This window comes from Nocardia asteroides (assembly GCF_900637185.1).
Classification (GTDB): Bacteria; Actinomycetota; Actinomycetes; order Mycobacteriales; family Mycobacteriaceae; genus Nocardia; species Nocardia asteroides.
Genome location: NZ_LR134352.1, coordinates 1,463,603 through 1,476,662 on the forward strand (window position 1 = coordinate 1,463,603; position 13,060 = coordinate 1,476,662).

At 71.3% G+C, this 13,060-nt stretch carries 12 protein-coding genes; 6 read left to right on the top strand and 6 right to left on the bottom strand.

Annotated elements, in window-relative coordinates; genetic code table 11:
* Positions 1 to 3: 3 nt before the first annotated feature.
* On the top strand, positions 4 to 2,718 hold the full coding sequence (locus EL493_RS07030) for an ATP-dependent RNA helicase (RefSeq protein ID WP_019044902.1): 2,715 nt from the start codon (positions 4 to 6) through the stop codon (positions 2,716 to 2,718).
* A gap of 176 nt (positions 2,719 to 2,894) precedes the next feature.
* Here the strand turns inward: EL493_RS07030 and EL493_RS07035 are convergent, their stop codons facing one another.
* The 3 genes from EL493_RS07035 to EL493_RS07045 form a co-directional block, all read right to left on the bottom strand.
* On the bottom strand, positions 2,895 to 3,434 hold the full coding sequence (locus tag EL493_RS07035; RefSeq protein ID WP_019044903.1) for an SAM-dependent methyltransferase: 540 nt from the start codon (positions 3,432 to 3,434) through the stop codon (positions 2,895 to 2,897).
* 26 nt (positions 3,435 to 3,460) lie between these two features.
* Complete coding sequence (locus EL493_RS07040; protein ID WP_019044904.1) at positions 3,461 to 4,186, bottom strand: PIN domain-containing protein; 726 nt, start codon at positions 4,184 to 4,186, stop codon at positions 3,461 to 3,463.
* Positions 4,187 to 4,341: 155 nt separating this feature from the next.
* Positions 4,342 to 4,920: a GNAT family N-acetyltransferase gene (locus EL493_RS07045; RefSeq protein ID WP_019044905.1), complete on the bottom strand. Its 579-nt coding sequence runs from the start codon at positions 4,918 to 4,920 to the stop codon at positions 4,342 to 4,344.
* Between the two features lie 66 nt (positions 4,921 to 4,986).
* On the opposite strand from EL493_RS07045, the gene sigJ reads away from it, so the two are divergent.
* Positions 4,987 to 5,880 carry an RNA polymerase sigma factor SigJ gene (gene sigJ / locus EL493_RS07050; RefSeq protein ID WP_019044906.1) on the top strand — a complete coding sequence of 298 codons (894 nt, stop codon included), beginning with the start codon at positions 4,987 to 4,989 and terminating at the stop codon, positions 5,878 to 5,880.
* Positions 5,881 to 5,930: 50 nt separating this feature from the next.
* Here sigJ and EL493_RS07055 read toward each other — a convergent pair whose 3' ends face one another.
* The gene (locus EL493_RS07055; protein WP_019044907.1) at positions 5,931 to 6,146 is read right to left on the bottom strand and encodes a hypothetical protein; all 216 of its coding nucleotides are present in this window, start codon (positions 6,144 to 6,146) and stop codon (positions 5,931 to 5,933) included.
* 174 nt (positions 6,147 to 6,320) lie between these two features.
* Here EL493_RS07055 and EL493_RS07060 point away from each other — a divergent pair, with 174 nt between their 5' ends.
* Complete coding sequence (locus tag EL493_RS07060) at positions 6,321 to 7,490, top strand: pyridoxal phosphate-dependent aminotransferase (RefSeq protein WP_019044908.1); 1,170 nt, start codon at positions 6,321 to 6,323, stop codon at positions 7,488 to 7,490.
* Here the strand turns inward: EL493_RS07060 and EL493_RS07065 are convergent, their stop codons facing one another.
* Together EL493_RS07065 and EL493_RS07070 are read right to left on the bottom strand one after the other, a co-directional pair.
* Positions 7,491 to 8,084, bottom strand: coding sequence for a trimeric intracellular cation channel family protein (locus tag EL493_RS07065; protein WP_126406064.1), 594 nt, complete (start codon positions 8,082 to 8,084; stop codon positions 7,491 to 7,493). It lies immediately after the preceding gene.
* A gap of 188 nt (positions 8,085 to 8,272) precedes the next feature.
* Entirely contained in the window at positions 8,273 to 8,869 is a 597-nt protein-coding gene (locus EL493_RS07070) for a LysE family translocator (protein WP_019044910.1), read from the bottom strand.
* A gap of 271 nt (positions 8,870 to 9,140) precedes the next feature.
* On the opposite strand from EL493_RS07070, the gene EL493_RS07075 reads away from it, so the two are divergent.
* From EL493_RS07075 to EL493_RS07085, 3 genes are all read left to right on the top strand, one after another.
* Positions 9,141 to 10,802 (top strand): DNA repair helicase XPB, encoded by a 1,662-nt coding sequence (locus EL493_RS07075; RefSeq protein ID WP_019044911.1) that lies wholly within the window; start codon positions 9,141 to 9,143, stop codon positions 10,800 to 10,802.
* 132 nt (positions 10,803 to 10,934) lie between these two features.
* Positions 10,935 to 11,600 carry a DUF3239 domain-containing protein gene (locus EL493_RS07080; RefSeq protein WP_019044912.1) on the top strand — a complete coding sequence of 222 codons (666 nt, stop codon included), beginning with the start codon at positions 10,935 to 10,937 and terminating at the stop codon, positions 11,598 to 11,600.
* A gap of 68 nt (positions 11,601 to 11,668) precedes the next feature.
* Complete coding sequence (locus tag EL493_RS07085) at positions 11,669 to 13,060, top strand: M1 family metallopeptidase (RefSeq protein WP_019044913.1); 1,392 nt, start codon at positions 11,669 to 11,671, stop codon at positions 13,058 to 13,060.

Here is a 13,060-nt window from a genome sequence, read left to right on the forward strand (position 1 = left end):
GCGATGAAGCTGCCTGAACTTCCTGATCTGCCGGTGCGGTCCGCGCTGGGCGGGATCGTCGAGACGCTGGTCGAGCGGGGCGTCGCGGTGTTGGTCGCGCCGCCGGGGACCGGGAAGACGACCCTGGTGCCGTTGGCGTTGGCCGCGGGGACCGAGGGGCGGGTCGTCGTGGCCGAGCCGCGGCGGTTGGCGGCGCGGGCGGCGGCGGCGCGAATGGCGGCGCTGCTGGGGGAGCGGGTCGGGGAGACCGTCGGGTACGCGGTGCGCGGTGACCGGAAGGTCGGGCCGAGGACGCGGATCGAAGTGGTGACCTCGGGGCTGCTGGTGCGGCGGTTGCAGCGCGATCCCGAGCTGGCCGGGGTGGGCACGGTCGTGCTCGACGAATGTCATGAGCGGCACCTGGACGCTGATCTGCTGTTGGCGTTGCTGCTCGACGCGCGGTCCGGATTGCGGCCGGACCTGCGGGTGCTCGCCACCTCGGCGACGGTCGCGGCGGATCGGCTGGCCCAGCTGCTCGCCGTCGGGGAACCGGACGCACCGTCGGGGCGGGCGCCGGTGCTGGAGGTGCGCGGACGGGCCTATCCGGTCGCGTTCGACTATCTGCCCGCTCTGCCGCGTGAGCGGGTCGAAGCGCAGGTGGCGCGGGCGGTGCGCGCCGCGCTCGCGGGTGGTGACGGTGACGTGCTCGTCTTCCTGCCCGGGGTCGGCGAGATCAACCGGACCGCGGGACTGCTGCGCGACCTCGACGACGTCGACGTGCTGCCGCTGCACGGACGCCTCGCCGCCGCGGCGCAGGATTCGGCGCTGCGCGCGGGCGCCCGGCGCCGGGTCGTCCTGTCGACGGCGGTGGCCGAATCCAGCCTCACCGTGCCGGGCGTGCGCGCGGTGGTGGATTCCGGACTGGCCAGGGTGCCTCGCATCGACCATCGGCGTGGACTGTCCGGGCTCGCGACGGTGCGGGTATCGGCCGCGGTGGCCGAACAGCGCGCGGGCCGCGCGGGCCGGGAAGGGCCGGGCCACGCCTGGCGCTGCTGGCCCGAATACGAGCACCAGACTCTGCCCGCCTACCCCGAACCCGAGATCCGGACGGCCGAACTCACCCGTCTCGCACTGGAATTGGCGTGCTGGGGCACGCCCGACGGCTCCGGCCTGTCCTGGTGGGACGCCCCACCCGAAGGCGGCCTGGCCGCGGGCCGCGCCGTCCTGCGCGCGCTCGGCGCCCTCGACAACACCGACACCGTCACCGACCGCGGCCGCGCCATGGCCGCCCTCGGTCTGCATCCCCGCCTGGCCCGCGCCCTCCTCGACGGCGCCCGCGAGGTGGGCCCCCGCGCGGCCGCCGAAATGGTCGCCCTCATGGACGACGACTCCCTGGCCTCCGGAGTGGACGCGGCCGCCGCGCTGCGGACCCTCCGGGCCGAACGCCCACAGCGCTGGACCAGAGAAGTCCGGCGCCTGGCCGACCTCGTCGCCGCGCATCTGCCCCGCGAGATCGGGGGCACACCCGCGGATTCCGCGCAGGTACGCGAACTGGCGGCCCACGAACTAGAGCGTGCAGGCAATTCGGGGCCACCTTCGGAACCGGCAGCGAGTGACAACTCCGGCGCGCAAGGTCCGGGCCGAGTAGGGTCGGCCGTCGGCGCGGGTCAGGGAGTGGGTGCCGCCGACGTGGGCCGAGGTATGGCGACAGCCGACGGCGACTCCGGCCCGTCGGTGGGGGACCGGGTCGGTGGGCGAGCCGACTCCGCAGCGCTCATGATCGCCTTGGCGTACCCCGAGCGACTGGCGCGGCGGCGGACGAGCGGGCAGTCGTATCTCATGGCAGGCGGTACGGCGGTCACTTTGCCGCCGGGGTCGGGACTCGGTGCGGCGGAATGGCTCGCGGTGGCGGTCGCGGATCGCGACCCCGGGCGCGCCGAAGGGCGAATTCGGTTGGCGGCCATCGCCGATGAGGAACTGGCGCGGGCTGCTGCGCCGGGGCTCGTCGTCTCGGCGGAGGAGGTGCGGTGGGAGTCCGGTGACGTGGTCGCCCGGCGAGTGGAGCGGCTGGGCGCGATCATCCTGACGGAAAAGCCGCTGCGCGAACCGGATTCGGCCCTACTCCAGGAGGCGCTCCAGGAGGGTCTGCGTTCGGAGGGACTCGAGCTCCTGCGCTGGGACGACGACGCCCGCTCCCTGCGTCAGCGCCTCGACTTCCTGCACCGCATCCTCGGCGCGCCCTGGCCCGCCGTCGACGACGACGCCCTTCTCGCCGACCTCGACCCCTGGCTCGGCCCCGAACTCACCATCGCCCGCCGCCGCACCGACCTCACCCGCATCGACGCGGGCACCGCCCTGCGCCGTCTGCTCCCGTGGCCCGAGGCCGCCCGCCTGGACGAGCTGGCTCCCGAACGCCTCGAGGTCCCGTCCGGCAGCCGCGTCCGCCTCGACTACACCGCCGACCCGCCGGTCCTGGCGGTGAAGGTCCAGGAGATCTTCGGCTGGAGCACCCCGCCCACCCTGGCCGACGGCCGCGCCCCGATCCTGCTGCACCTGCTCTCCCCAGCCCAGCGTCCCGTCGCCGTCACCGCCGACCTGCCCTCTTTCTGGAAGAATGGGTGGCCCCAGGTCCGCGCCGACCTGCGCGGCCGCTACCCCAAACATTCCTGGCCCGAAGACCCCACCACCGTCACCGCCCACCGCGGCACAGCCCGCAACGCCACGAAACCAGCTCGCTGACGTGATCGTCAGCCGGGAGTGATTCCGACACGAGCAGATCGCCGGCGGCGAGCACCGCGACGCCGCGAAACCAGCACACTGATGTGATCGTCAGCCCGCCGCTGTGAGTTCGACCGCGAGCAGATCGCTAGCCGCGGGCGCCGCGACGCCGCGAAACCAGCACACTGACGTGATCGTCAGCCCGCCGCTGTGAGTTCGACCGCGAGCAGATCGCCGGCAGTGCGCGCCCGGCAGCCGAATCCCGCAGCGGCGGCGCGACTCTCGAGCACGGCGAGATCCGGCTTCGGGCTCGTGGACGGCGCATCGGGCCCGCCGTAGCCGTAGCAGAGCCAGAACCGCCCACCCGGCGACAGACATTCACGCACCATCGCCCACGCGCCGACCGCAGGCCCGGTCCAGAACAGATTGACGTTCACCCCGAACACGAGATCGAACCGCCCGCCGCCGATCTCGGCCAGCACCGCACCTACGGACGCGGGCCCGATGGCGCCTTCGACCACCCGCACCCGCCCGTCCGCGATCTCCTCGGCACACCGCTCCCGCGCCCGGCGCACCGCCGTCGCCGACCTGTCGACCCCGACGACCCGCCCACCCCGCAGCCGCCCCGCGACCCGCACCAGCGAGGCCCCGACGCCGGGCCCGAGTTCCAGCACCCGATCCTCCGGCCCCACGCCCATGGCCTCGGCCAGCCAGTCGAACCGCACGTCATCGGGCATCAGTCCTCCGATCGGTCTCGATCGAACTACCAGCCTGTCGGCTTCCGCCAATGGCTGTCCACGGGGTCGGCGAGCTGAGACGAGTAATAGTGCTGCGCCGACAGCCTTGCCCACCAGTGTCGGCCCGCGCCTTCGGTCGCGGTGCCGCGCAATGCCCCGGCAAGTTGCCGAGAGCCGGGATTGACGGTCCCGACCGGCACATGCTGTCGTGCGATGCGCAGGGGCAGCGCGAGATCGGAGTCGTTGGAAATCACGATCGCGCCGTCGATCCGGCCGCCGAACACATCGGTCAGCAGGTGCGTCGCTACGTTCACGTCCGAACCCTTTTCCTCACGCATCCGCACCGTCGCCATGAGCACGCAGTCGCCGGCACCGTTGGTGGACGTGCGGATCGGAAGATCTGGTGACCAGTGGTGTTTTCCGGTGGCGGTCACAACGTCGGCCCGGCCAGCCTTGTTCGGGCGTGCGAGCGGAGCCGATTTCGGCCAGGCGACGTAGCGGCCGAGCTCGAGAACATCGATCGCCCCGCTTGCCTGCAGCGCATTGAGATAGACGCCTTGGTCCCGGTGGGCATCCGGATTGTCCGTCGCGTCGACCCGGGCTGTGCAGTAGACGACGCGGTCCACGGTCGCACCCTGCCACCCGCACAGCGATTCGGCGAGCGCGCGGATATCGAGCCAGCGCCAGCCGGATGTGCCTCGGCCGCAGATGCCCCGCATGCCGTAGTACAAGTTGTAAGCATCGATGTACACGCCAACCCGCATTGCGCCCCCAACGAAGTGCGATGTGAACGAGCCCCACCCCGGGCCGATGCGCCGGGCAAAAAAAGACCCAGCCCTGCGTGAGGACTGGGTTGGTGGATACATGCTAACGGTGGTGTCCACGCTTGGTCAACCAGGGCAAACCGTCACGTCGCGATGACATCCGCAGGCCAGCCGGACGCGGGGCCCGGGGGATCGGTGGTGAGGCGGGCGGCGTGCCATTCGTCGACGCGGGCGCCGCGCTGGATGCCGCCCTGGCGGGCCAGGCCCTCGTAGTGGAAGCCGTTGCGGCGGACGACGGCGGCGGAGGGGTGGTTGCCGACCATGGCGCGCCAGGTGAGGCGGGCCAGGGCCAGGCCGTCGGGGGCGAAGGCGAAGTCGCAGACCAGGGCGACGGCGCGCGACATCAGGCCGCGGCCGCGGTGGTCGGCGGTGAGCCAGAAGCCGATCTCGCAGACGCCGGGACCGCGGTCGTGCGTGCCGAGCATGCCCTCGACGCGGCCGTCGGCGGCGGTGCGGATCGCCCAGACCGGGGTGTTGCTCGCCCAGCCGGGCGCGACGACCAGGTCGAGGAACTGTTCGGCGTCGGCGCGGCCGTAGGGGACCGGGATCGTCGTCCAGCGGCCTACCTCGGGGTCCTGGCAGCACTCGACGATGCGGTCGAGATCGGCCCCGGTGGGGCGGGTGAGCCAGACGGTGCCGTCGGTGAGTACGTGTTCGTACATGACGTCATCTTGGCAGGTCGACGCCCGGTTTCTCACCAGGTTTTCCGGTCCGTAGGATCATCGGCGATGGTTTCCCCGCTTCTCACCGACCTGTTCGAATCACATCGAGCGCATCTGCTTTCGGTCGCCTACCGGCTCACCGGAAGCGTCGGCGACGCCGAGGACGCGGTGCAGGAGAGCTGGCTGCGGATGGCCGGGGTACACCAGTCCGAGATCGAGGACCTGCGCGCGTGGCTGACCACGGTGGTCAGCCGCATCTGCCTGGACCATCTGCGCAGTGCCGCGGTGCGTCGGGAAACCTATGTGGGGCAGTGGCTTCCGGAGCCGATCGTGACCATGCCCTCGCGCATGCCGGACCCGCTGGAGGCAGTGGTGCGCCATCAGGACAGCCGGATGGCGGCGCTGGTGGTGCTCGACGCGCTGACTCCGCAGCAGCGGGTGGCGCTGGTCCTGCACGACAGTCTCGACGTGCCGTTCGACGAGATCGCCGACATCCTCGGCGTGTCGTCCGAGGCGGCCCGGCAGTTGGCCGTGCGCGCCCGCAAGGCCGCGGCCAGGGCGCCGGAGCCGGTGACCGACGACGTGCACGATCAGGCGGTGCAGCGGTTCCTGGCCGCGCTGGCCACTGGCGACATCGCCGCCGTCGCCGCGACCCTGCATCCGGACGCCTCGTTCACCGCCGACGCGGGCGGCTCCACCAGGACGGCGCTGAATGTCGTTGTGGGAGCGGAGAAGGTGGCGCGGCTGGCCGTGGGCCTGTGGCGCAAGAACATGGCGGAGTCGGGGCTGGAGCTCGCTTTCGCGGCGGTGAACGGGCAGTCGGGCCTCGTGCTCACCGATCCGAACTCGCCGTTCGGGCGGGCCGTGCGGGTGCTCGGTTTCGCGGTGCGGGACGGGAAAGTCTGGGCTGCTTACGATTTCGCCAATGTGGCGAAGCTGTCGGGCGCGCGGATGCGCTGACCTCGCGCATCGGACCGGACCCGCGCGATCCGGTCCGACGCGACGCGTGTCTACGGGTAGGTCGAGCCCCACTGGTGGTCACCCGTGGACGAACCCAGGTTCATGTCACCGGTGGAGGAGCCCATGTTGTTGTCCGGGGTCGCCGAACCGGTGAAGTAGTCGACGATTGGGCTGCCGACGAGATGGTCGTGGATGAACCGCAGAGCCGAACCGGCAACCTCCGACGCTGCCGGTCCGGTGATGAAATCGAGCAGAGGTGAGGCCATTGGGAGCCCCTTTCGATATGCCACCACGCTGTGGTGTGTGAGGTAGAACACGGCGAGGCTAGCTCAGCCTGGGTCATCGCACAATAGCCCAGGTCAAGTGGGCAAAATGTTTGTGAAACATGCGTGTTCGCTATCGGTCGGCAACGTCGCCGAAAGGTGGGATACGCTGCGGGGATGCCGTCTGTGCCGCCCACCGTGTCCCGTCTGCGCCCGTTCGCGTCGACGATCTTCGCCGAGATGACCGAACTCGCCGTACGCCACGACGCGGTGAATCTCGGGCAGGGATTCCCCGACACCGACGGGCCCGCGGGCATGCTCGAGGTCGCCAGGGCGGCCATCGCCGACGGCATGAACCAGTACCCGCCGGGCCGCGGCGTCCCCGTACTGCGCCGGGCGATCGCCGACGACCGCGCCCGCCGCTACGGCACCGCCTACGACCCGGCCACCGAGATCCTGGTGACCGTCGGCGCCACCGAGGCCATCAGCGCGGCGTTGCTCGGGCTGGTGGAGCCGGGCGACGAAGTCGTCCTCATCGAGCCGTACTACGACTCCTACGCCGCGGCGGTCGCGCTGGCAGGCGCCCGGCGACGGACCGCGCGCCTGGTCGCCGACGGTGACCGCTTCGTCCTGGACCTGGACAGCCTGCGCGCCGCGATCACCCCGAAAACCCGGATGCTGGTGATCAATTCACCACACAACCCCACCGGCTCGGTGCTCGACCACGCCGAACTCGCCGCCATCGCCGAACTGGCGTGCGCGCACGATCTGCTGGTGCTGGCCGACGAGGTGTACGAGCACCTGGTCTACGACGGGACCGAGCACATCAGCATCTCCACCCTGCCCGGGATGCGCGAGCGCACCGTGGTGGTGTCGAGCGCGGCCAAGACGTTCAATGTGACCGGCTGGAAGATCGGCTGGGTGTGCGCGCCGGCCCCGCTGCTCGACGGGGTGCTCACGGCCAAGCAGTTCCTCACCTTCGTCGGTGGCGGTCCGTTCCAGCCCGCGGTGGCGCACGCGATCGACGCCGAGCAGGGCTGGGTGCTCGCCATGCGCGACAGCCTCGCGGACAAGCGGCTGCGGCTGTCGGCGGCACTGCGCGACACCGGGTTCGGGGTGTCGGCCAGTTCCGGCGGCTACTTCGTGTGCGCCGACATCCGCCCGCTCGGCGCCGCGGACGGCATGGCCTTCTGCCGGGAACTGCCCGCGCGCCTCGGCGTCGCCGCGGTGCCGGTGAGCGTGTTCACCGACCATCCCGACGAGTGGAATCACCTGGTGCGCTTCACGTTCAGCAAACGCGACGAGACCATCGACGAGGGCGTGCGCAGGCTGCGTGCCGGGCACTGATCAGTCGCGGGCGTGCCGGGCCAGCGGCGCGTGCCACTGGTAGTGCCGAGCCAGCAGCCGGAAGCCGATGGCACCGAGCGCGGCCAGCAGGCCGGTCCACGACCGGTACAGGTCGAAATGCAGCAGCGTGGCGGTGGCGGCCGCGCCGAACAGCGCGGGAATGGCGTAGAGGTCCTGGTCGGGGCGCAGGACGAAGGGCACCTCGCCGCTGAGCACGTCGCGCAGGACACCGCCGCCGATGGCGGTGGTCATGCCGAGCAGGGCGGCGGTGGGCGCGCCGATGCCCGCGCCGTAGGCGATCACCGTGCCGGTGACGCAGAACAATCCGAGCCCGATCGCGTCGGCCACCTCCAGCGGGCCCTTGGTGAGACGGCGCGAGGGGGCGATGAAGTACAGCGCCAGCGCCGTGAGCAGCGACGCGGACAGATATGTGAGGTCGGTGAACGCGCCCGGCGGGGTGCGCCCGATCAGCAGATCGCGCACGATGCCGCCGCCCAGCGCGGTCGCGGTGGCCAGGATGGCCATGCCGAACAGGTCGAGCCGCTTGCGCACGGCCACCAACGCGCCCGAGGCCGCGAACGAGACCACACCCATCAGCTCGCCACCGCGGTGCAGCGCGGTGGCCGCCGAATCCAGCCCGGATGGCTCGGCCGCGACCGTCGCCACCAGCACCCCAACACTCACCGCTCACTCCTTCTCGCCCGGTCCACCCAGCAGCGTGACACGCGGTGCCGCGCCCGGCGCGACCGGTCTCACCGGGTCGCGGGAGGGAGTGTGCGGGCTCAGGCGGGCGCGGGCCGGGTGCGGTCGGTGGCGAGCAGCACCGCGATGGCGCCGAGCGCGGTGCCCATGAGGTACCGCTGCGCGCGCAGCCACAGCGGCCGGGCGGTGAGGAAGCCGGCCAGCCCGGCGGCGCCGAGCACGATCAGCGCGTTGACGGTGAGCGCGACGGTGATCTGCACCGCACCCAGCGACAGGCTCTGCCACCACAGCGCCCCGCGTCCCGGATCGACGAACTGCGGGATCAGCGCCATGTACATGATCGCGATCTTGGGATTGAGCAGATTGGTGACCAAGCCCATGGTGAACAGCCGCCGGGCCGGGTCGACGGGCAGGTCGACCGGCGTGAACACCGACACCCCGCCCGGCCGCAGCGCCTGCCAGGCCAGCCACAGCAGATACCCGGCGCCCGCGAGCTTGAGGGCCAGGTAGAGGCCGGGAACCACCGCGAACACCGCCGTGATCCCGGCCGTCGCCGCCAGCAGGTACACCCCGAAACCCGCCGCCACCCCGGCCAGCGAGATCAGCCCCGCGCGGCGGCCCTGGGCCACCGTGCGTGACACGAGATACATCATGTTCGGTCCCGGCGTGAGCACCATGCCGAGCGCCGCCGCCGCAACCCCGAGAACCGCCGTCGTCTGAAGCACGTGTCGAGTCTGACCTGGTCAGGTGGGTCTTGTCGCGGTCCAGTCGGCAGCGGCTGGACCCTGCCCCCGCGCCATCGCCCCAGGTCGTGTCGGCGCGGGTCCGTACAATCGACCGAGGCTGCCGATGCGGCACAACCGCAGGCATCCCGCAGAACCATCCCGGCCGAACGCACCCCGAACGGGGCGTGCCCGACGAACGCGGCCCCGGACGCCAAGGAGCACTGTGACCGACGGTCCGCTGATCGTGCAGAGCGACAAGACCCTCCTGCTCGAGGTCGACCACGAGCTGGCGGGCAACGCCCGCCAGGCCATCGCGCCGTTCGCCGAACTCGAGCGCGCGCCCGAGCATGTGCACACCTACCGGATCACGCCGCTGGCGCTGTGGAACGCGCGCGCGGCGGGCCACGACGCCGAGCAGGTCGTCGACGCGCTGGTGAGCTTCTCGCGGTACGCGGTGCCGCAGCCGCTGCTGGTCGACATCGTCGACACCATGGGCCGCTACGGCAGGCTGCAGCTGGTCAAGCATCCCGCGCACGGCTTGTGCCTGGTCAGCCTGGATCGCGCGGTGCTCGAAGAAGTGCTGCGGCACAAGAAGATCGCGCCCATGCTGGGCGCCCGCATCGACGACGACACGGTGATCGTGCACCCGTCCGAGCGCGGCCACATCAAGCAGATGCTGCTCAAGATCGGCTGGCCCGCCGAGGATCTGGCCGGCTACGTCGACGGCGAGGCGCACGAGATCGGCCTGGACTACACCGAGGGCAAGTGGCACCTGCGCGACTACCAGGAGATGGCGGCCGACTCGTTCTGGGCGGGCGGGTCCGGTGTGGTGGTGCTGCCGTGTGGCGCGGGCAAGACCATGGTCGGCGCCGCCGCCATGGCCAAGGCCAAGGCCACCACGCTGATCCTGGTCACCAACACCGTGGCGGGCAGGCAGTGGCGCCGCGAGCTGCTGGCGCGCACCACGCTCACCGAGGACGAGATCGGCGAGTACTCCGGTGAGCGCAAGGAGATCCGGCCCGTCACCATCGCCACCTACCAGGTGATCACCCGCAAGTCGAAGGGCGAGTACAAGCACCTGGAGCTGTTCGACAGCCGCGACTGGGGCCTGGTGATCTACGACGAGGTGCACCTGCTGCCCGCGCCGGTCTTCCGGATGACCGCCGACCTGCAGTCCCGGCGCAGGCTCGGCCTCACGGCCACCCTGGTCCGCGAGGACGGCCGCGAGGGCGACGTGTTCTCGCTGATCGGCCCGAAGCGCTACGACGCGCCGTGGAAGGACATCGAGGCGCAGGGCTGGATCGCGCCCGCCGACTGCGTGGAGGTGCGGGTCACCCTCACCGACGCCGAGCGGATGGCGTACGCCACCGCCGAGCCGGAGGAGCGCTACAAGCTGTGCTCCACCGCGCGCACCAAGATCCCGGTGGTGGAGTCCATCCTCGAGCGGCACAAGGGCGCGCCGACGCTGGTGATCGGCGCCTACCTCGACCAGCTGGAGGAACTCGGCGTCGACCTGAACGCGCCGGTCATCACCGGCGCCACCAAGAACAAGGAGCGCGAGGCACTCTTCGACGCCTTCCGGTCCGGCGAGATCCCGGTGCTGGTGGTGAGCAAGGTGGCCAACTTCTCCATCGACCTGCCGGAAGCGTCGGTGGCGGTGCAGGTTTCGGGCACCTTCGGGTCCCGGCAGGAGGAGGCGCAGCGCCTCGGCCGGCTGCTGCGGCCCAAACAGGATGGCGGACAGGCGCATTTCTACTCGGTGGTCGCCCGCGACACTCTCGACGCCGAGTACGCCGCGCACCGGCAGCGCTTCCTGGCCGAACAGGGCTACGCCTACCGCATCACCGACGCCGACGACCTGCTCGGGCCCGCCATCGGCGGGTGATCGCGCCGGTCGCGGTTCGGTCTCCGGCGGCGCGGGACGCCGATCGCCCGGTCGGATCGCGGTAGCGTGCGGTGACGCCCTCGGCAGATAAGTGGAGGCAATCCCTCCGCAACCTGTGCTAGGAAGGAAAGCGTGCGCCGCTTCGAATTCGTGGTCGACCGCGAGCATGCTCACGCGGTCAACGAGACGTTCACCGGGTTACGCAGACTGCGGCTGGTGGCGCTGCTGGCCGCCGGGCTCGCCGTCGCGGCCACCGCCGCGCTGCTGTGGAGCGGGCAGGCCTGGGGGTATCTGCTGGCCGTCGTGTGCGTGCTGGCCGCCGTCATCGCGCTGTGGGTGGCGCTGTGGACCCCGCACCGGTCCAGCATCGAAAAGCTGTACCAGGACGGCGCTTTGGTGCCCGCCGTGGTCACCGAGGCCGAACCGACCGGCATCGTGCTGCTCGCCCTCGTCGACGTGGCCGAACCGTCCGCGCCCACCCGCAGCTGGGCGCTGATCACCCGCAAGGTGCGGGCCCTGCCCGGCCACGCGCCCGAACCGGGGGAGCGGGTGCCCGCCGTGGCGGTCCGCACCGACCGCGCGCCGCGCCAGGTCGGTGAGCGCTGGCAGCTCGTCACCGCCATGCCGATCGCCTGGGGTACCCGCGACAGCGCGGTGATCGAGCGGGCCCGCGGCGCCATCACCGAACTCGAATGGCGGCTGCTGGCGGAGAATCTGGCCCTCGCGGCCCGGGTGCGGCGCACCGCCACCAAGCGCCTGCTGCTCGACCCGCAGCAGCTGCCGGGCGAGCTGGGCTAGGAGTATCGCGGCGCGGCTGCGACGATGGAGTACGTCCACTGACCAGCCGGTGAAAGGTGTCTGCCCTGATGCGATGGTCGGCCGGTGCGGTCGCGGTGCTCGCCCTGCTGGCGCTCGGACCGCGCCCGGTGAGCGCCGATCCGGGGCATATCGGGGCGCCCGGACTGGGCGATCCCTACTATCCGCTCGACGGCAACGGCGGCTACGACGTCGGCCACTACGACCTGACGATCGACTACGAGCCGTCCACCTACCTGCTGCGCGGCACCGCCCGCATCGACGCCAGGGCGACCCAGCCGCTGACGCAGTTCAACCTCGACTACCGGGGCCCCGAGGTGCTGATGGTGACCGTCAACGGGCAGCCGGCGGGTTTCGCCCGCGACGGTGACAGCGAACTGGTCGTGACGCCGCTGCTCCCGCTGCTGCCCGGCCTGCCGATGCGCATCGTCGTCGACTACGCGGGCCCGGCCGCCGACACCGAGGGCGAGGGCTGGACCTACGCGCCCAGCGGCGGCGCGTTCGCCGTCGGCCAGCCGCACAGCGCCGCCACCTGGTATCCGCTCAACGACACCCCGCTCGACAAGGCCACCTTCACCCTGCGTGCCTCGGTCCCCGCCGAGTGGGAGGTGATGTCGACCGGCGACCGCACCGCGCACGAGGTGCGCGACGGCCGCCTGTTCACCACCTGGGAGACCAGGCAGCCGGTGATCGGCTACCTCACCACGATGGCGGTCGACCACTTCACCTTCCTCGAACAGCGCCGCGCCGACGGCACGCCCGTGCTGAGCGCGTTCGCGCCGGAGTCCGACGGCAACCGCGAGGACGAGACCCGGGTGCCGCAGATCCTCGACTTCCTCGAAAAGCTCTACGGTCGTTACCCGTTCGACGTGGCGGGCGGCATCTACGTCGACACCGAGATCCCCTTCTCGCTGGAAACCCAGACCCGGCCCACCTACGCGCCGTGGGCCGACCTGAACACCGTCGTGCACGAGCTGGCGCACCAGTGGTGGGGCGACACCATGTCGATCCGGCAGTGGTCCGACATCTGCCTGAACGAGTGCTTCGCCAGCTACACCGCCGACTATCTGTGGCCCGAGCGGATCGACGGCGCCGACGTCGACACCGAGTACCGCGAGACCGTGGCGAAGTACCGGGACGACCCCGAGTTCTGGGCGATCCCGCTCGCGAATCCCGGTGCGGGCGAGGAGTTCACCTCGGTGTACTACCGCGGTCCGCTGTTCCTGCACGCGCTGCGCAAACTCCTCGGCGAGGACGTGTTCTTCACCGCCGTCCACGATTACGTCGACGCGCGCCGCGACGGGCACGGCTCGATGCCCGAGTTCCGCGAGTTCCTGCAGAGCCGGACCTCGCTGCCGCTGCGCGACTTCCTGGCCGAATGGCTGGACACCACGGCGGCGCCGCGCGAGGCCTTCCTGTTCCCTGGCACGCTGGCGCGCTGA

What these genes read in the sequence shown, in the direction of transcription:
- EL493_RS07030 (WP_019044902.1), top strand. Translation starts at nt 4, where the DNA reads ATGAAGCTGCCTGAACTTCCTGATCTGCCGGTGCGGTCCGCGCTGGGC.
- EL493_RS07035 (WP_019044903.1), bottom strand. Translation starts at nt 3,434, where the DNA reads ATGCCCGATGACGTGCGGTTCGACTGGCTGGCCGAGGCCATGGGCGTG.
- EL493_RS07045 (WP_019044905.1), bottom strand. Translation starts at nt 4,920, where the DNA reads ATGTACGAACACGTACTCACCGACGGCACCGTCTGGCTCACCCGCCCC.
- sigJ (WP_019044906.1), top strand. Translation starts at nt 4,987, where the DNA reads ATGGTTTCCCCGCTTCTCACCGACCTGTTCGAATCACATCGAGCGCAT.
- EL493_RS07055 (WP_019044907.1), bottom strand. Translation starts at nt 6,146, where the DNA reads ATGGCCTCACCTCTGCTCGATTTCATCACCGGACCGGCAGCGTCGGAG.
- EL493_RS07060 (WP_019044908.1), top strand. Translation starts at nt 6,321, where the DNA reads ATGCCGTCTGTGCCGCCCACCGTGTCCCGTCTGCGCCCGTTCGCGTCG.
- EL493_RS07065 (WP_126406064.1), bottom strand. Translation starts at nt 8,084, where the DNA reads ATGGGTGTGGTCTCGTTCGCGGCCTCGGGCGCGTTGGTGGCCGTGCGC.
- EL493_RS07070 (WP_019044910.1), bottom strand. Translation starts at nt 8,869, where the DNA reads ATGGTGCTCACGCCGGGACCGAACATGATGTATCTCGTGTCACGCACG.
- EL493_RS07085 (WP_019044913.1), top strand. Translation starts at nt 11,669, where the DNA reads ATGCGATGGTCGGCCGGTGCGGTCGCGGTGCTCGCCCTGCTGGCGCTC.